This is a genomic window from Pseudomonas sp. TWR1-1-3 (assembly GCF_049896805.1).
Taxonomy (GTDB): domain Bacteria; phylum Pseudomonadota; class Gammaproteobacteria; order Pseudomonadales; family Pseudomonadaceae; genus Aquipseudomonas; species Aquipseudomonas bubulae.
The window spans coordinates 316116-334581 of sequence record NZ_JAFCUZ010000005.1 but is presented as its reverse complement, the minus strand read 5'-3'; the positions used below and the strand labels follow the sequence as shown (position 1 = coordinate 334581).

Here is an 18466-nt window from a genome sequence, read left to right as displayed (position 1 = left end):
CGGGACTTTGCGACACGCGTATGCTCGGCGATTCGTCTGTCCAACAGCAAAAAAAGCGGAATGCCCACATGTCTGATTTGAAAACTGCCGCTCTCGAATACCATGCCCAGCCACGTCCAGGCAAACTGAGTGTCGAGCTTACCAAACCTACCGCTACTGCCCGCGATCTAGCGCTGGCATACAGCCCGGGTGTAGCCGAACCAGTGCGCGAAATCGCCCGCGACCCTGAACTGGCCTACAAGTACACCGGCAAGGGCAACCTGGTAGCCGTGATCTCTGATGGCACCGCTATCCTGGGCCTGGGTAATCTCGGCCCATTGGCCTCCAAACCTGTTATGGAAGGCAAAGGCGTGTTGTTCAAGCGCTTTGCCGGTATCGATGTTTTCGACATCGAAGTTGATTCCGAGAGCCCACAGGCTTTCATCGACACCGTAAAACGCATCTCCATCACCTTCGGCGGCATCAACCTCGAAGACATCAAGGCACCTGAGTGCTTTGAGATCGAACGTGCTCTGATCGAGCAGTGCGATATCCCTGTATTCCATGATGACCAGCACGGCACCGCTATCGTGACCGCGGCCGGCATGATCAACGCCCTGGAAATCGCTGGCAAAACCCTGGCGCAAGCCAAGATCGTTTGCCTGGGCGCCGGTGCTGCTGCCATCTCCTGCATGAAATTGCTGGTGAGCATGGGCGCAACCATCGAAAACATCTACATGATCGACCGTACCGGTGTGATCCACTCCGGCCGTGACGACCTGAACCAGTACAAGTCGGCATTCGCCCATGCTACCGAGAAGCGCACCCTGGCTGATGCCATGGACGGCGCAGACGTGTTCGTTGGCCTGTCGGGTCCGAACCTGCTGAGCGCTGAAGACTTGCTGCGCATGGCGCCTAACCCGATCGTGTTCGCGTGCTCGAACCCAGATCCGGAAATCTCCCCGGAGCTGGCTCACGCCACCCGTAACGACGTGATCATGGCCACTGGCCGTTCGGACTACCCGAACCAGGTCAACAACGTGCTGGGCTTCCCTTTCATCTTCCGTGGTGCCCTGGACGTTCGCGCCAAGCGCATCAACGAAGAAATGAAAATCGCTGCAGCCAACGCATTGCGTGAACTGGCCAAACTGCCAGTGCCACAAGAAGTGTGTGACGCTTACGGCGGTATCAAGCTGGAATTCGGGCGTGAATACATCATCCCGAAACCAATGGATGCACGCCTGATCACTCTGATCTCCGATGCAGTGGCCAAGGCTGCCATCGAGACCGGTGTTGCAACCCTGCCATACCCGAAAAACTACCCGCTCAAAAGCGTGGATGACGTCTTCAACGGCTAAGGCTGTGTAGCGTCATAAAAAAGCCCCGGCGCTGTAAAGCGTCGGGGCTTTTTTGTTTTCTGCGAAACGGGCACGAAAGGATCTACAAAATAAGCCTAACCCTTCTACAAAATAGGAATTGTCTTACATTAATTTTTTCGAGCCTCCGTTAATTTCATTCCTTTGTTCCGAGGGGAGCCTGTTCTGAATTCTAAAGAATTCTGAAGTGTGCCCTCTGTTTTATAGGACGTTTTATAGGAATCACGGATGTTCACTCGCCTTCGTCAAAGCCGTTACAGTCAGACCCGCTTTCAACTGATTGACGACCAGGGGGTGAGTACCGCCTATGCAGGGCTGGCCTTTGAGCTGGTTGATCAGCGAGGTAGACGGCACGGCGGTCGTCTGGATGCCTCGGGGGTTGGCAGGGTGCGCAAGGGCGTTGAAGGGCCATTTGCGCTTATGTTCAGGCAGTTGCATGACGCCAGCAATGGCCTGTATTCGCGGTTGATGGGTCGAACGCATTACCCTCTCAAGATCACCGAGCTTCAGGTCAGGGCGGAGCGCACCCGCTTCTTCGACAGGAGCGGTGCGCGCCCGCAGAGCAAGCCGCCATGCATTGATCCCGACAGTGACTATTACCAGATTGAAGTGCGGCATCTGGTCGAGCATGTTTCTCATTTGCCGCCTGAGGCCGGGAGCCTGTTCCCGGTCGAGCGTGGCCCGCTCGGTGTGCATATTGCAGAGGGGCGTCATACGGTGCTGCAGGTGCGTCCCTTGCGGGCCTTGTGCCCGCTGCTGTCCACGGACCCGCAGTTTTGTGCGCTCAATCTCTATCAATTGGCGTTGATGGCCACCCTGGGCAACTGCTCATTTGCTGGGCCGGCCCGCATGTCGCGTGTGCAAGATCCCTTTGGGGAGGCAAGCATGATGGGCTGGCGGGCCAGCCCGGAACAGGCAAAGTCCTATTACCCTTTATATGAAGATGTGCCGTATTCGGCGCGTTTGGAAATTGTGCCTTTCGACCCCGTGCTGTACCCGGCCAATGACCCGCTTTGCGGAATGGCTCAGGAAACTCCGTCTTCAGTGCATTATCGCGGAGATATCCGTTTTGGGGCTCAAGGCGCAGGTGCACAAGTTTTTGTGAGCCATAACGATAAAGTTGTCTTGGTTGCCGTTCATAGCACCTGTACCTGGTCTGATTTGTCACAGGATGCAGAGGCCCCTCAAGTACCCTTTGAAGAGGGTGAGGGCCAGGTACATGGCGGTTTTTACGACGCCGCCAGGCAGGCTTACGAGCTTGTTGACAGGTACATGGACAAGTTCCACTGGGGGCAAGCCGTACTGATTTGCGGACACAGCCAGGGCGGGGCTATCGGTTTGATCCTTGCCCAAATGTTGATCCAGCTGAGGGCCTGTGAGGTGCAGCTCTACACGTACGGAGCCCCTCGCGCAGCGGACGCAACCTTTGTTCGCGCGGCACAGGGGCTGGTGCATCAGCGCATGGTTAACCATAACGATCCTGTCCCCGGGGTGCCCGGCAGCTGGATGAACCGCCCATTGTCGGCCTGTTGTGCAGGCACGGTACTCAGTTTCGTGAACGTACCCGCAGGTTTTGGCGTGTTTGTGGCGGGCCTGAGCCGTTTGCTCGCAGAGCCTTATCAGCATCACGGAACCTTGCGCCACTTTATGCCGCTGGAGTTTGCTCAGGAGATGAGGTCGCATGTCCTGTGGGATCCGCTTAGCAAGACGATCACCCAGCATGCCGTCAGCCATGCGGTACTTGAGCAAAACAGTGCAGCACCCGAATCAGAGGGGGGGCTCAAGCCACGGGTCGATGCAGGCCAGCCGTTTATGATCGACAGTTATATTCCCAGTTGCTGGGCGGTTTTGCGCCGCAGCCAGCAAGCGCTGCAGGCCCGGTGTTCACTGGTGACCGAGCGTGAGGTGTTGTTCGTGGATCAGGCGCTTGAACACGTCGCGCAGCAACTGCGGGTTAAGTACCGTGAGGTAATGACCTGTGCGGGCGGTACGTTTGAAGAGCAGGTAGAAGCCATGAACCTGCTCATGCGCGAAATGAGCAATGTCCATAAAACCCGCAAGCGCTTGTACCTGCTGAGGTTTCGGGTGCCGACCCGGGCAGATGTGTATGGGCAGTATGCGCAACAGCCCGGTGTGCTGGCTGAAAGTCTGGAGCGCTGGGAGTCTCACAGCGAGAGCACGCGTATCGATCAACTGGCGATGGCGCCGATCGATGAGCTGTTTGCAGGGGGTGTGCCTGTGGATCACCTGCTTGCTTGAGCCTGCCAGGCTGCACGTTGCAAGCGCCCAGGCGCTCTGCAACGTGCAGCCCTGTTGATCAGAACAGGTCTATTGGGGCGCCGTCATCTGCCGGCAGCGGGCTGCCCGGTGCTACGTTGTTGCCCAGTTCGCTGTTGGTGGGCGGTGTGTCTTCGCTCTTGAACAGTTCAAAGTAGGCGCCAGGGGTGCCTGGAGACGCGATACGGCCGCTGGACGGATCAATCCGCAAGCTGAGGATGCCTTCGGGTTCTGGCTGCGTATGCGCAGGCTTGTCTTTGAGCGCGCCCCCCATGTACGTCATCCAGATCGGCAGCGCGACGGTGCCGCCGTATTCGCGACGGCCCAGGCTTTCGGGCTGGTCGAAACCGGTCCAAACAGTGGTCACATAGTCGGCGTTGTATCCTGAGAACCACGCATCCTTGGATTCGTTGGTCGTACCGGTTTTACCTGCCAGATCGGTGCGGCCCAGCGCCAGGGCGCGGCGGCCGGTGCCGAGCTTGATCACGTCCTGCAGCATGCTGGTGAGGATGTATGTGGTGCGCCCGTCGACAATCCGCTCGGCTACTGCTTGCGTCTCGACAGTGGGCAGGCCCGGTGCGGCATTGATGGTGTCAACGGTCAGCGCTGCGGCTTCAGGCGGCACATCCTTGCTGTCGGCTTTAGGCACGCTTGGCGGGTTGGCCACGAACAGGGTTTCGCCATTGCGGCTTTCGATTTTGTCGATCAGATACGGCGTGATCTTGTAGCCGCCGTTGGCGAATGTACTCCAGCCGGTGGCAATCTCCATTGGCGTCAGGGTGGCAGTACCCAGGGCCAGCGACAGGTTGCGCGGCAAGTCCTGTTTGTTGAAACCGAACTTGCTGATGTAGTCGACGGTACGGTCAACACCCAGGCTTTGCAGCAAGCGGATGGAGACCAGGTTGCGCGACTTGTACAGTGCTTCACGCACGCGGATCGGGCCGAGGAAGGTGTTGGTGTCGTTCTTCGGGCGCCAGACCTTGTCCAGATATTCATCGACAAACACGATGGGTGCGTCGTTGACCAGGGTGGCGGCGGTGTAGCCATTATCCAGTGCGGCGCTGTAGATGAATGGTTTGAAACTGGAGCCCGGTTGGCGCTTGGCCTGCATCGCCCGGTTGTAGTTGCTTTGCTCAAAGGCGAAACCGCCCACCAGCGCGCGAATGGCGCCGTTGTCCGGATCCAGGGATACCAGTGCGCCTTGCACGGTGGGCACCTGGCTGAATTTGTAGCTGCCGTCGGTCTGCGGTTGTACGCGAATCAGATCACCGACCTGGGCGACATCCGAAGGCTGTTTGGGCATCGGCCCCATGCTGTTGGTGTTGAGGAACTTGCGTGCCCATTTCATGGTGTTCCAGGCGACGTGCGCCTCACCGGTGCGAGTCAGTACTTGAATGCCGTCCTTGTCGACCTGGGTCACGATGGCCGGTTCAAGACCGCTGATCGGGCGCTGCTTGGCCAGTTCCTGAGTCCATACGGCCAGGGTCTTGCCCGGCAGGCGTGACTCGGGGCCACGGTAGCCGTGACGCTGGTCGTAGGCAATCAGGCCTTCATGAACGGCGGTGTTGGCCAGTTCCTGAAGGTCACTCGGCACCGTGGTAGTCACACGGAAGCCTTCGGTGTACGCCTCGCTGCCATAACGGCCGACCATTTCGGCACGGGCCATTTCGGCGATGTAGGGGGCGCTCACTTCCGGCGTTGGCACGTGATAGCTGGCGTTGACCGGCTCGGCGATCGCCGCTTGATAGCTGGCCTGATCGATTTTACCCAGCTTGTACATACGCCCCAAGATCCAGTCGCGGCGCTCTTTGCTGCGCACCGGGTTGGCCAGCGGGTTAAACCGTGAAGGGGCTTTGGGCAGGCCGGCGATCATCGCCATCTGCGCCAGGCTCAGGTCGCGGATCGATTTGCCGTAGTAAACCTGAGCTGCGGATTCGATACCGTAAGCGCGGTTGCCCAGGTAAATCTTGTTCACGTACAACTCAAGGATCTCGTCCTTGGTCAGCTCGCGTTCAATTTCGAGAGCCAGCAGGATTTCGTTGGTCTTGCGCGAAAAGCTTCGCTCGCTGGAGAGGAAATAGTTCTTCGCCACCTGCATGGTGATGGTGCTGCCACCTGATTGTATGTGTCCGCTTTTTACCAACTGGGTAGCGGCACGCATCAGGCTGCTGGGGTCGACCCCGTAATGATTGGCGAAATTGTCATCTTCTGCAGAAAGCAGGGCATTGATGAAATTGGGCGGAATGTCGGCGAACTTGATCGGTGAGCGGCGCATTTCGCCAAACTCTGCGATCAACTTTCCGTCGCTGGTGTAGACCCGCAAAGGAATCTGCAACTGGATGCTTCTCAACGACTCTACAGACGGCAAGCCAGGACTAAGATAGAGAAACGCGCCGCTCAACACGAGCAACAGCCCGCAGAACACGGCAACGAAAGACCACCCGAAAAACTTCAGCAGACGAATCAAGGCTTTTGGATTTCCAGATCAAGAAATGGGTTTGCACGTCAGGGTAGTGCGCAGTTGCGCCGGGTCGACGATACGGAAAAAACGCCCGGCATTATAAGCATTTTTCGCTCATGAACGTCATGAGCCGCATGTCAGAACAGGTTTTGAACGGATCTCATTTTTTACCCTCCGTAAGTTACGGATTGCATTAGGGAAAACAAAGGTGCCCGGATTATTTCCTCAAACACGTCAGCGCTGTGTCGGCGTACAAATCGGCCAGCAGTCGATCAAGCTCGTCGAGCTGAGCCGTTCACAGGGCCGGTTCAAGCTACAGTCCTATGCCATGGAACCCCTGCCAGCCGGGCTTGTGAATGATCAGACCGGCGCAGAGGCCAAAAGTGTCGTCCCAGTGCTTCTCAGGGCGCTGGAAAAGGCCCAGGTAATCGCCAGGGACGCCATTATCGCGATGCCCGATGGTCAGGTTATCTGCAAAAGCCTGGAGGTGGAGGCAGGCTTGAGCGAAGTCGAGCTTGAGTTTCATGTGCGGTTTGAGGCTGAGCAGTACATACCTTATGCACTGGATGACATGGCACTGGATTTTGAGCTCCAGGATCACCCGTCGAACCATACCGGGCCGGCCCGCGTGCTGATGGTGGCGTGCCGCCAGGAAGCGCTGGAGTGGCATTGTTCGGTCTTGACCGGTGCGGGATTGGTCCCGCGGGTGGTTGCCGTGCAGGCTCATGCCCTGGTGCGGGGCGTTGAGGCAATGACTGCAGGCCAGGCACTGAACGGGGCCGTGGCAGTGGTCGATTTTGCACCCCATACAATCCTGCTGAGCATCGTGCAGCAGGGTCAGGTCATTTACGTCCGTGAGCTGCTTTGCGGGCAGGCCACTGCAGGGGCGCAAGCATTCAAAACCACGATTGTCGAAGAGCTGGAGCGAGAGCTTGGGCTGTTTGCCGACTCCGGAGTTGATGGGCGGATCGGCCTGATCGTATTGGCCGGTGAGGCTGCCATGGATCCGCTGCTGGCTCAGCGGGTTGAATCCCGTCTTGGCACGCCGACACGCATCGCCAACCCGTTTGCGCTGATGGACCTCGATCCCTCACTCACCCCTGAAGCCTTGCTTTGCGATGCCCCTGTGTTGTTGACTGCCTGCGGTCTGGCCTTGAGGGGGTTTGATTAATGGCGAGAATCAATTTGTTGCCCTGGCGCGCGTTGTTGCGTGAAAAGCGGCGCAAACGTTTTTTGATGGTGCTGGTGGCCCTGTCTTTGCTGGCGGTGGCCGGCCTGTTTGCTGCTGACCACTTTATCAACACCTTGGTAGAGGAGCAGATGGAGCGCAATGACCTGATCCGCAGTACCACGTTCCAGCTGGATGGGCGTGCGGAGCAGATCGACCAGTTGAAAGTGCGCCGGGAGCAATTGCTTGAACGCATGCAAACCATAGGCATGTTGCAGAGCAGCCGGTCGAGCAGCGGGATCATTTTGGAGCAATTGGCGCGCAGCTTGCCGGAAGGTGTGCATTTCACCGACGTGAAAATGACCGAGGGCACCATTGTCATCACGGGGATTGCCCAGTCCAACAACCTTGTCGCCCAGCTGATGCGAAATCTCGATGCTTCGCACTGGCTGGATACGCCGCAACTCAATGACGTCAAGGCAGACCCTGCCCAGGCAGGCGGGCAGGAGCGCCTGTTTCAGATGACGGTGCGTGAGGCCCGACATACCCCTTCCGGGGGGGCATTGTGATACCTGCGCACTGGCTCGTTAGTCTGCGCAATTTCGACCTGCGCGAACTGGACCCGGGTAACATGGGCGCCTGGTCGCCAGCCCGCAAAACAACCGTGGCTCTGGTGTGGCTGGGCCTGGTGCTGGTGTCGGGTCATGCGCTGCTGCTTCAACTGCCTTCTTCCCGGTTGCAACAGTTGTACGAGACTCAAACCACGCTGAAGGCGGAGTTTGAATCCAGGGTCGCACAGGTTGCCAATATGGATGCTTATGTGATGCAAGTTCACAGGCTGGAAGCCGGGTTCAGTGCGTTGCTCAAACAACTCCCCGCTCAGGCACAAGTGCCCGAATTGCTGGATGAGATTTCGCGGTTGGGTCTGAGCAATGGTCTGCTGGTCGAGCACATTCAGTGGCTCCCTGAAGTCCTGCAAACGTTCTATGCCGAACTGCCACTGCAGATGACCCTCGTCGGGGGCTATCACGAACTTGGCCTCTTCGTCAGCGCCATGGCCAGCCTGCCGCGCATTGTCACCTTGCATGACCTCAGCCTTGCGCCGAGCAACGGTACCGGTGACGGTCAACTGCGCATGACGCTGCTGGCAAAGGCCTACCGAACCACGATCAAGGACTGATCCCATGGGTGTTTGTTTGCGAGTGTTTGGCGCCGGATTGCTGGCAAGCCTGGCAGGGTGTGACAGCCCGCAGACTACCGCAGACCTGCACAGTTATTTACAGGCTACGCAGGGGCATGCGAGCAACGCCATTGAGCCGCTTCCCGTGATCAGTGTCGGGCCTGTGTTTGCCTATGGGTCGATGGGTTTGCGCAATCCTTTTCAGGCTATAGGGGGGGGAGGGGACGGCAGTTGGCAGGTCAGCCTTGCCGGCGATGAACTTGACGCGGACCGGCCCCGGCAGTTTCTGGAAGGCTTTGATCTGGAGCAGTTCGAGATGGTTGGCATGCTGTCCAGTGAATCGCAGGCAAATGCCTTGCTGCGGGCCAATGGTGTTATTCATCGCTTGAAAGTGGGGGATTACCTGGGGCGCAACAATGGCCAGATTGCTTCGATCCAGGCGCACCAGATTGAAGTATTTGAACTGATTTCCGATGGTCGGGGCGGTTGGTTGGAAAGGTCCCTGACGATTCCTTTAAATCAACAGTCTTAACGGATAAACACCATGAAAAGGATTTCACCGGTCTGCGTACTGGCGCTATGGAGTGCGCTGAATTCGCAGTCAATGCTGGCGGCTGGGCAGGCCGCACCATCATCCGTCAAGCGCTCGCAGTATGTGGGCGAGCCCATGTCCCTGAGCGTGCAGAATCTTGATGTACGCACGGTACTGCAATCGCTGGCGGATTTTACCGGGTTCAACCTGATGGTCAGCGACACCGTAAAGGGCAGCATAACCCTCAGTTTGCAGGATGTGCCTTGGGATCAGGCGCTGGAGCTGGTGCTTGAGAGCAAGGGGTTGGGCAAGCGTCTTGAAGGTAATGTGTTGTTGATCGCGCCCCTGGAAGAGATCGCAGCCCGCGAGCGCCCTGAGCCTGCGCCTTTGCGTCGGGAGTTGGTGCAAGTCAATTACGCCAGGGCGGCAGATATCGTCATGCTGTTCCAGTCAGTGACCGGCGGGCAGCCCGGCATCGAGGGGCAGGGCACGATCACGGTGGATGAACGCACCAATACCATCATTGCTTATGAATCGAGTGAACGGCTGGAGGAGCTGCGGCGCATCGTGGCTCAACTGGACGTGCCAGTGCGTCAGGTGATGATCGAAGCCTGGATTGTCGAGGCAGGCGTGGACTTCGAAAAAAGCCTGGGTGTGCGTTGGGGGGGAGCGCTAAACAATGGTGGCCTCTGGAAAGCCGGTGGTATTACCCAGCCTGCGGCGTCCGGGGCTGCCCCGGGCAACGTTAGTGCGCCCTTTGTTGATTTGGGTGTTTCGCGAAATACCTCGGGCTTGGGCATCGCCTTCATCACCAACAATGTGTTGCTGGACCTGGAACTGACGGCCATGGAAAAAACCGGTAATGGGGAAATTATCTCGCAACCCAAAGTGGTTACTGCGGATAAGGAAACCGCCAAAATTCTTAAAGGCACCCAAATTCCTTACCAGCAGGCCAGCAAAACCGGGGCTACATCGGTTTCGTTCAAGGAAGCCTCATTGTCACTGGAGGTGACGCCGCAAATCACTCCGGACAACAGCGTCATCATGGCCGTCGTAGTGACCAAGGATGAGCCCGATTACATGAGCAGGCTGCAGGATGTACCGCCCATCAAGAAGAACGAGGTCAGGGCCAAGGTGCTGGTCAAGGACGGTGAAACCATCGTGATTGGGGGAGTGTTCTCAAAAACTCAAAGCAAAGTGGTAGATAAAGTGCCATTTTTAGGCGATCTGCCGTATGTTGGCCGACTTTTCCGTAGAGACGTTGTCCTGGAAAAAAAATCCGAACTGCTGGTGTTCCTGACTCCGCGTATCATGAACAACCAGGCGATTGCTGTGAGTCATTGATTCTGTGCGAAATTTGATTCTTGTTGGGCCAATGGGGGCTGGAAAAAGCACCATCGGACGTTTGCTGGCCAAAGAGCTGCACCTGCCGTTCAAAGATTCCGATAAGGAAATTGAAGTGCGCACGGGTGCCAATATCCCGTGGATCTTCGATAAAGAAGGCGAGCCGGGCTTTCGCGATCGTGAAACAGCCATGATTGTCGAGCTGTGCCATGAAAATGGCATTGTGCTGGCCACCGGTGGTGGCGCGGTCATGCGCCCGGAAAACCGGCAAGCGCTGCGCAATGGTGGGCGCGTGGTGTATTTGCACGCCTCCATCGAGCAGCAGGTGGCGCGCACCTCCCGTGATCGCAACCGGCCACTGCTGCGCAATGCCAACCCGGAAAAAATCCTGCGCGACCTGCTGGCTGTGCGCGACCCGCTTTATCGTGAAATTGCTGACCTGGTGGTTGAAACCGATGAGCGGCCGCCGCGCATGGTGGTGCTCGATATCCTCGAGCGCCTGGCCCAGCTTCCTCCCCGGTAGTCGCTGCACAGACCATTAAAGTGCGATACGAAATGCGCTATTCTCGGCGCCGAGCATGCCTTTTTACGGCATGCCATCACTTGATAATTGCGAAGCAGGGCGCTGGCGCCGTGCTTCAACGCGGGGTTTCATGCAGACAGTGAAGGTTGATCTAGGCGAGCGTAGCTACCCGATTCATATTGGCGAAGGTTTGTTGGATCAGCCGCAGTTGCTGGCTCCGCATATCGCCGGGCGCCAGGTGGCGATTGTGACCAATACAACGGTCGCGCCACTCTATCTTGAGCGCTTGACGCGTAGCCTCGCGCAGTTCTCGGTGTTGCCGATCATCCTGCCCGATGGCGAGTCGTTCAAGAATTGGGAAACCCTGCAGCTGATTTTCGATGGCCTGCTCACAGCACGTCATGATCGACGCACCACGGTGATAGCGTTGGGTGGCGGTGTTGTCGGTGACATGGCCGGTTTTGCTGCTGCTTGTTACCAGCGCGGAGTCGATTTTATCCAGGTGCCGACCACTTTGTTGTCCCAGGTCGATTCGTCCGTGGGCGGCAAAACCGGGATCAACCACCCCTTGGGCAAGAACATGATCGGTGCCTTCTATCAGCCCAACCTTGTGCTGATCGACACCCAGACCCTCAACACCCTGCCTGCCCGCGAATTGTCCGCAGGGCTGGCTGAAGTCATCAAATATGGCCTGATATGCGATGAGCCGTTCCTGACCTGGCTTGAAGACAACATGGATGCGCTGCGATCCCTGGACCAGGCGGCCCTGACTGCCGCGATCCAGCGTTCGTGCGCGGCCAAGGCTGAAGTGGTCGGCGCCGATGAGCGCGAAGCGGGTGTGCGTGCAACGCTCAACCTGGGGCATACCTTTGGCCATGCCATCGAAACCCATATGGGCTACGGCGTGTGGCTGCATGGCGAGGCCGTCGCTGCGGGCACCGTGATGGCACTGGAAATGTCTGCCCGCCTGGGCTGGATCACCGATGCCGAGCGTGATCGAGGTATCCGGATCTTTCAGCGTGCCGGTTTGCCAGTGGTGCCGCCCGTCGAAATGACCCCGGCCGACTTTATGCAACACATGGCAGTTGATAAAAAAGTGATCGACGGTCGTATGCGTCTGGTGCTGTTGCGCCGCATGGGCGAAGCCACAGTGACTGACGATTATCCACAAGAGGTTCTACAAGCCACGCTGGGTGCGGATTACCGCGCGCTGGCTCAGCTTAAAGGTTAATAAGATCCCGATGACTAGTTTGCATGCCGACGAGGCGTTCCTCGGTCACTTCCAGCTCACCCACGACCCCTTTGCACCGCGGGTTCCGGGCTTCAAGTTTTTCCCGGCCCAGCGCAAGCCGGTTCTGGGGCAGTTGCATCACCTTGCCCGCTACAGCCAGTTGCTGCTGGTGGTCACCGGGCCTGAGGGCAGCGGCAAAACCTTGCTGCGCCAGGCGTTGGTGGCGAGTACCAACAAGCAGTCGGTGCAAAGTGTCGTGGTCTCGGCGCGTGGGGCCGGCAATGCCGCCGGTATCCTGCAGCAAGTGGCGCAAACCCTGAATGTGGCGCGCCCTGACGTGGGCTCCATTCTGGCGCAAGTGGTGCAACTGGCGCTTACGGGGCAAGAGGTCTACCTGCTGGTCGATGATGCCGAACAGCTCGATGAGTCTGCGCTGCAAGCCTTGCTGGCGCTGGCTGCGGGTACGCCAGAGGGGCGTCCGCACGTGTTCTTGTTCGGTGAGCCGTCGATGATTGCCGGTCTTGAGGAACTGAGCGCTGATGAAGAACGCTTCCATGTGGTCGACCTGCAGCCCTATGACCTCGAAGAAACCCGCGAATATCTGGCCCAGCGCCTTGAAGGTGCCGGGCGCGGGATCGAACTCTTTAGCGCTCAGCAGATCTCAGATATACACGAGAGCTCTGAAGGCTGGCCCGGGATTATCAACCAGGTCGCCCGTGATGCAATGATCGAAGCCATGATTGCCAGCCGCTCAGCGGTCAAGCGTCCAAGTATGGGGTTCAAGATGCCGAAGAAACACGTATTGGCCATTGGTGCAGTAGTGGTAGTGGCTGTCGCTGCTGCCGTTTTGATTCCGGGCCGTGGCAAGGCGCCTGTTGCGCCGGATGCCGAACAGACACAGCTGGGGCAGGCCACACCCAATGGCGGGGCCAAGCCGTCGGTGGATTTCGCCGGTTCTTCGCAGCCGATGCCGTTGCCGTTGGTGGGGCAGTCTCAGCCGGTGATGCGTGGTCCGCTGGCTGAAGCGGCCGGTGGGATCTCCGAGGGCGACGATGGCGGTGTGCCTGCGGTCGACGGCGGCGTTGCTTCGCCACCGACCGTCACCACCACCGCGCCACCGGTTGGCGTGCCAGCGGGCCCTGCGCCCGTAGCCACGCCACGCCCGGCACCAGCACCGGCACCGGCACCTACCGTGGCCACGGCCAAGCCTGCGCCAGTGGCCAAGCCTGCCCCGGCCCCGGCAGCCAAACCAGTGGTCAAACCGGCCGAGAAGCCGGTTAGCCTGGCCAAGGCCGCACCAGGCGGTAGCTGGTACGCCAGCCAGCCTGCCAATAACTATGTGGTGCAGATCGTCGGCACCAGCTCTGAAGCGTCTGCGCAAAATGTCGCCAAAGAACTGGGCGGTGATGCTCGTTACTTCAAGAAAACCTTGAATGGCAAGCCGCTGTACGTCGTCACCTATGGCAACTTCCCAAGCCATGCTGCAGCAACTGCAGCAATCAAGAACTTGCCAGCGAAGACGCAGGCTGGTAAACCTTGGCCTCGCACTGTCGCCAGCGTCCAAAAAGAGCTGGCTGCAGCTCGCTGATGATCCGGCGACCTTACCCAGGTCGCCGTTCTAGTCCATCAAAACTCCTGCTTGTGCATGCGGCCTTAACAGCCGTGTGCCTTGTGGTGTCTGCGCCGTGTAGCAGTCAACATCAAAAATGTTTTGACTAGCACGAGCAATCGCTTTAAACCTTTCATAAATGCGACATGAATTTACGGTATAACGCCGCTTAATTTGTGGGTCTTTGTGACGGTGTGTAGAATGACCACCCTTTTGCCCCTGCCAAGCTGGCGTACGTTCAGCGCGGGAAGCAAGTGGTTGAATTAAAAGAAATTTGCCCCTTTTTGGGGCAGCCTGGTGAGAAAGTGTCTATGAAAGCAGGTCTGTACCACCCCGATGAATTCAAGGATAACTGTGGTTTCGGCCTGATTGCCCATATGCAGGGCGAACCCAGTCATACCCTTCTGCAAACCGCCATTGAAGCCCTGACCTGCATGACCCACCGCGGTGGGATCAACGCAGACGGCAAGACCGGTGACGGTTGTGGCCTGCTGATTCAAAAGCCTGACCTGTTCCTGCGTGCAACCGCCAAGGAGCAGTTCGGTACCGATTTGCCCAAGCAATACGCGGTCGGCATGGTGTTTTTCAACCAGGATCCGATCAAGGCCGAGGCGGCCCGCGACAACATGAATCGCGAGATCCTTGCCGCTGGCCTGCAGCTGGTGGGCTGGCGCAAAGTGCCCATCGATACCAGCGTTCTGGGTCGTCTGGCGCTGGAGCGTCTGCCGCAGATCGAGCAAGTGTTTATTGGTGGGGACGGCCTGAGCGATCAGGACATGGCCATCAAACTGTTCAGTGCCCGTCGCCGTTCCTCGGTGTCCAACGCGGCAGACAGCGATCACTACATCTGCAGCTTTTCCCACAAGACCATCATTTATAAAGGCCTGATGATGCCGGCGGACCTCACCGCCTTCTATCCGGACCTGAGCGATGAGCGCCTGCAAACCGCGATCTGCGTGTTCCATCAGCGCTTCTCCACCAATACCCTGCCGAAATGGCCGCTGGCTCAGCCATTCCGCTTTCTCGCCCACAACGGCGAAATCAACACCATCACCGGTAACCGCAACTGGGCCCAGGCCCGTCGCACCAAGTTTGCCAACGATCTGATCGGTGACCTCGACGAACTCGGCCCGCTGGTCAACCGCGTGGGTTCGGACTCCTCCAGCATGGACAATATGCTGGAGCTGATGGTCACCGGCGGCATCGACCTGTTCCGTGGCGTACGCATGCTGATTCCACCGGCGTGGCAGAACGTTGAAACCATGGACCCCGACCTGCGGGCGTTCTATGAGTACAACTCCATGCACATGGAACCGTGGGACGGCCCCGCCGGCGTGGTAATGACCGACGGTCGTTACGCGGTCTGCCTGCTCGACCGTAACGGCCTGCGCCCTGCGCGCTGGGTGACCACCACCAACGGCTATATCACCATTGCCTCGGAAATCGGCGTATGGGACTACAAGCCTGAGGACGTGATCGCCAAAGGCCGTGTCGGCCCTGGCCAGATCCTGGCCGTGGACACCGAAACCGGTCAGGTGCTGGACACTGACTCGATCGACAACCGCCTCAAGTCGCGCCACCCGTACAAGCAATGGCTGCGCAAGAATGCCCTGCGCATTCAAGCGACCATGGAAGACAACGACCACGGTTCGGCGTTTTACGACGTCGATCAGCTCAAGCAATACATGAAGATGTATCAGGTCACGTTCGAAGAGCGCGACCAGGTGCTGCGTCCGTTGGGCGAGCAAGGCTACGAAGCCGTAGGTTCGATGGGGGACGACACGCCAATGGCCGTGCTGTCCCAGCGTGTGCGAACACCTTACGATTACTTCCGCCAGCAGTTTGCGCAGGTCACCAACCCGCCGATCGACCCGCTGCGTGAAGCCATCGTCATGTCGCTGGAAATCTGCCTCGGTGCCGAGCGCAACATCTTCCAGGAATCCCCTGAGCACGCTTCCCGTGTGATTCTCAGTTCGCCCGTGATCTCGCCTGCAAAATGGCGCTCGCTGATGAACCTCGACCTGCCGGGCTTTGAGCGTCAGATCATTGACCTCAACTACGACGAAAGCGTCGGTCTTGAAGCGGCTGTGCGCAATATCGCCGATCAGGCCGAAGAAGCAGCGCGCGCCGGTCGCACCCAGATCGTTCTGAGCGACCGTCATATCGCGCCGGGCAAGTTGCCGGTTCACGCCTCTTTGGCTGTGGGCGCCGTGCATCACCGCCTGACCGAAAAAGGCCTGCGTTGCGACAGCAACATTCTGGTTGAAACCGCTACTGCCCGTGACCCGCATCACTTTGCGGTGCTGATCGGCTTCGGTGCCTCGGCGGTCTATCCGTTCCTGGCCTACGAAGTGCTGGGCGACCTGATCCGCACCGGTGAAGTACTGGGCGACCTCTATGAGGTGTTCAAGAACTACCGCAAAGGCATCACCAAAGGTCTGCTCAAGATCCTCTCGAAAATGGGCATATCGACCATCGCTTCGTACCGTGGTGCGCAGCTGTTCGAAGCCATCGGCCTGTCCGAAGAAATTTGCGAACTGAGCTTCCGTGGCGTGCCAAGCCGCATCAAGGGCGCACGTTTCGTCGACCTTGAAGCCGAGCAAAAGCTGCTGGCAGCCGAGGCCTGGAGTGCGCGCAAGCCCATCCAGCAAGGCGGCCTGCTCAAGTACGTGCATGGTGGTGAATACCATGCCTACAACCCTGACGTGGTGGCCACCCTGCAAGCCGCCGTGCAGCAGGGCGACTACAGCAAATTCAAGGAATACACCGCACTGGTCGACCAGCGTCCAGTGTCTATGATCCGCGATCTGTTCAAGGTCAAGACCCTCGATACCCCGCTGTCGATCGACGATATCGAACCGCTGGACTCGATCCTCAAGCGTTTCGACTCGGCCGGTATTTCCCTGGGCGCCTTGTCGCCAGAGGCTCACGAAGCCCTGGCTGAAGCCATGAACCGCTTGGGCGCACGCTCCAACTCCGGTGAAGGCGGCGAAGACCCGGCGCGTTACGGCACCATCAAGAGTTCGAAGATCAAGCAAGTGGCCACTGGTCGTTTCGGTGTGACACCGGAATACCTGGTCAACGCTGAAGTGCTGCAAATCAAGGTTGCTCAAGGCGCCAAGCCGGGCGAGGGCGGGCAACTGCCGGGCGGCAAGGTCAACGGCCTGATCGCCAAACTGCGCTACGCCGTACCGGGTGTGACCCTGATTTCGCCACCGCCGCACCACGACATCTACTCCATTGAGGACTTGTCGCAGCTGATCTTTGACTTGAAACAAGTCAACCCGAAAGCACTGGTGTCGGTGAAACTGGTAGCTGAAGCGGGCGTAGGTACCATCGCCGCTGGCGTGGCCAAGGCCTATGCCGACTTGATTACCATCTCCGGTTATGACGGCGGCACCGGCGCTTCACCGCTGACCTCCATCAAGTACGCGGGCGCACCGTGGGAGCTCGGTTTGGCCGAAACCCACCAGACCCTGCGCGGCAATGACCTGCGCGGTAAAGTGCGGGTACAAACCGATGGTGGCCTGAAAACCGGTCTCGACGTGATCAAGGCAGCAATTCTGGGCGCTGAAAGCTTCGGCTTCGGCACCGCACCCATGATCGCCCTGGGCTGTAAATACCTGCGTATTTGCCACCTCAACAACTGCGCGACCGGCGTTGCGACGCAAAACGAATCGCTGCGTAAAAACCATTACATCGGCACCGTCGATATGGTGGTCAACTTCTTCACCTATGTGGCCGAAGAAACCCGCGAGTGGCTGGCCAAGCTGGGTGTGCGCACCCTGGAAGAGCTGATCGGGCGTACCGACCTGCTGGAAATTCTCCAGGGCGAGACTGCCAAACAGCACAACCTGGATCTCACGCCACTGCTGGGCAGTGACCATATCCCGGCCGACAAGCCGCAATTCTGCCAGGTAGACCGCAACCCTCCGTTCGACAAGGGCCTGCTGGCCGAGCAGATGCTCGACATGGCGCGTTCGGCGATCAACGACATGAGCGGCGCCGAGTTCGACCTCGACATCTGTAACTGCGATCGCTCCATCGGTGCGCGTATCTCGGGTGAAATCGCCCGTACCCACGGCAACCAGGGCATGGCCAAGGCACCGATCACCTTCCGCTTCAAAGGCACTGCCGGTCAGAGCTTTGGTGTGTGGAACGCCGGTGGCTTGCACATGTACCTGCAAGGCGATGCCAACGACTACGTAGGTAAAGGCATGACCGGCGGCAAGCTGGTGATAGTCCCGCCTGCAGGCAGCGTCTACAAAACTCAGGACAGCGCGATTGTCGGCAATACCTGCCTGTACGGCGCCACCGGCGGCAAGCTGTTTGCAGCGGGCACGGCGGGCGAGCGTTTCGCGGTGCGCAACTCCGGTGCCCACACCGTGGTGGAAGGCACAGGCGATCACTGCTGCGAATACATGACTGGCGGTTTTGTCTGTGTGCTGGGTAAAACCGGTTACAACTTCGGCTCGGGCATGACCGGCGGTTTCGCCTACGTGCTGGATCAGGACAACACCTTCGTCGACAAGGTTAACCACGAGCTGGTGGAAATCCAGCGGATCAGTGGCGAAGCGATGGAGGCCTACCGTAATCACCTGCAACACGTGCTGGACGAATACGTTGAGGAAACCAACAGCGAGTGGGGTCGCAATCTCTCGGAAAACCTCGATGATTACCTGCGTCGTTTCTGGATGGTCAAGCCCAAGGCTGCCAGCTTGAAGTCGTTGCTTTCCAGCATCCGTGCCAATCCGCAGTGATATGCGCCTGAAGAGTTTGATGAGGT

The 18466-nt window shown here is 58.5% G+C and carries 12 protein-coding genes; 11 read left to right on the top strand and 1 reads right to left on the bottom strand.

The window, feature by feature from the left end; genetic code table 11:
- Positions 1 to 68: 68 nt before the first annotated feature.
- Positions 69 to 1337, top strand: coding sequence for a malic enzyme-like NAD(P)-binding protein (locus ACP7BE_RS19885; RefSeq protein ID WP_095000845.1), 1269 nt, complete (start codon positions 69 to 71; stop codon positions 1335 to 1337).
- 246 nt (positions 1338 to 1583) lie between these two features.
- The gene (locus ACP7BE_RS19880; protein WP_256666476.1) at positions 1584 to 3614 is read left to right on the top strand and encodes a lipase family protein; all 2031 of its coding nucleotides are present in this window, start codon (positions 1584 to 1586) and stop codon (positions 3612 to 3614) included.
- A 58-nt stretch (positions 3615 to 3672) separates the two neighbouring features.
- Here ACP7BE_RS19880 and ACP7BE_RS19875 read toward each other — a convergent pair whose 3' ends face one another.
- Complete coding sequence (locus ACP7BE_RS19875; RefSeq protein ID WP_370688614.1) at positions 3673 to 6096, bottom strand: penicillin-binding protein 1A; 2424 nt, start codon at positions 6094 to 6096, stop codon at positions 3673 to 3675.
- Between the two features lie 205 nt (positions 6097 to 6301).
- Between ACP7BE_RS19875 and pilM the strand changes: the two genes are divergently transcribed.
- From pilM to gltB, 9 genes are all read left to right on the top strand, one after another.
- Positions 6302 to 7264 (top strand): type IV pilus biogenesis protein PilM, encoded by a 963-nt coding sequence (pilM, locus tag ACP7BE_RS19870; RefSeq protein ID WP_095000847.1) that lies wholly within the window; start codon positions 6302 to 6304, stop codon positions 7262 to 7264.
- Positions 7264 to 7830 carry a PilN domain-containing protein gene (locus tag ACP7BE_RS19865; RefSeq protein ID WP_426106990.1) on the top strand — a complete coding sequence of 189 codons (567 nt, stop codon included), beginning with the start codon at positions 7264 to 7266 and terminating at the stop codon, positions 7828 to 7830. The genes pilM and ACP7BE_RS19865 overlap by 1 nt, the downstream gene beginning before the upstream one ends.
- Positions 7827 to 8441, top strand: a complete 615-nt coding sequence (locus ACP7BE_RS19860) for a type 4a pilus biogenesis protein PilO (RefSeq protein ID WP_426106988.1) — start codon at positions 7827 to 7829, stop codon at positions 8439 to 8441. Before ACP7BE_RS19865 ends, ACP7BE_RS19860 begins: the two co-directional genes overlap by 4 nt.
- Before the next feature lie 4 nt (positions 8442 to 8445).
- The gene (locus tag ACP7BE_RS19855; RefSeq protein WP_095000849.1) at positions 8446 to 8973 is read left to right on the top strand and encodes a pilus assembly protein PilP; all 528 of its coding nucleotides are present in this window, start codon (positions 8446 to 8448) and stop codon (positions 8971 to 8973) included.
- Positions 8974 to 8985: 12 nt separating this feature from the next.
- On the top strand, positions 8986 to 10317 hold the full coding sequence (locus ACP7BE_RS19850; RefSeq protein WP_095000850.1) for a type IV pilus secretin PilQ: 1332 nt from the start codon (positions 8986 to 8988) through the stop codon (positions 10315 to 10317).
- Positions 10318 to 10321: 4 nt separating this feature from the next.
- Positions 10322 to 10840, top strand: a complete 519-nt coding sequence (aroK, locus tag ACP7BE_RS19845; protein WP_029611693.1) for a shikimate kinase AroK — start codon at positions 10322 to 10324, stop codon at positions 10838 to 10840.
- A gap of 130 nt (positions 10841 to 10970) precedes the next feature.
- Positions 10971 to 12071 carry a 3-dehydroquinate synthase gene (aroB, locus tag ACP7BE_RS19840; protein WP_095000851.1) on the top strand — a complete coding sequence of 367 codons (1101 nt, stop codon included), beginning with the start codon at positions 10971 to 10973 and terminating at the stop codon, positions 12069 to 12071.
- A 10-nt stretch (positions 12072 to 12081) separates the two neighbouring features.
- Positions 12082 to 13659: an AAA family ATPase gene (locus ACP7BE_RS19835; protein ID WP_095000852.1), complete on the top strand. Its 1578-nt coding sequence runs from the start codon at positions 12082 to 12084 to the stop codon at positions 13657 to 13659.
- A gap of 332 nt (positions 13660 to 13991) precedes the next feature.
- Positions 13992 to 18440, top strand: a complete 4449-nt coding sequence (gene gltB / locus ACP7BE_RS19830) for a glutamate synthase large subunit (protein ID WP_095001092.1) — start codon at positions 13992 to 13994, stop codon at positions 18438 to 18440.
- The last annotated feature ends 26 nt before the right edge of the window (positions 18441 to 18466 follow it).

Excerpts from the sequence above, each read along its gene's own strand:
- ACP7BE_RS19885 (WP_095000845.1), top strand. The coding sequence starts at position 69 with ATGTCTGATTTGAAAACTGCCGCTCTCGAATACCATGCCCAGCCACGT.
- ACP7BE_RS19880 (WP_256666476.1), top strand. The coding sequence starts at position 1,584 with ATGTTCACTCGCCTTCGTCAAAGCCGTTACAGTCAGACCCGCTTTCAA.
- ACP7BE_RS19865 (WP_426106990.1), top strand. The coding sequence starts at position 7,264 with ATGGCGAGAATCAATTTGTTGCCCTGGCGCGCGTTGTTGCGTGAAAAG.
- ACP7BE_RS19855 (WP_095000849.1), top strand. The coding sequence starts at position 8,446 with ATGGGTGTTTGTTTGCGAGTGTTTGGCGCCGGATTGCTGGCAAGCCTG.
- ACP7BE_RS19850 (WP_095000850.1), top strand. The coding sequence starts at position 8,986 with ATGAAAAGGATTTCACCGGTCTGCGTACTGGCGCTATGGAGTGCGCTG.
- aroB (WP_095000851.1), top strand. The coding sequence starts at position 10,971 with ATGCAGACAGTGAAGGTTGATCTAGGCGAGCGTAGCTACCCGATTCAT.
- ACP7BE_RS19835 (WP_095000852.1), top strand. The coding sequence starts at position 12,082 with ATGACTAGTTTGCATGCCGACGAGGCGTTCCTCGGTCACTTCCAGCTC.
- gltB (WP_095001092.1), top strand. The coding sequence starts at position 13,992 with ATGAAAGCAGGTCTGTACCACCCCGATGAATTCAAGGATAACTGTGGT.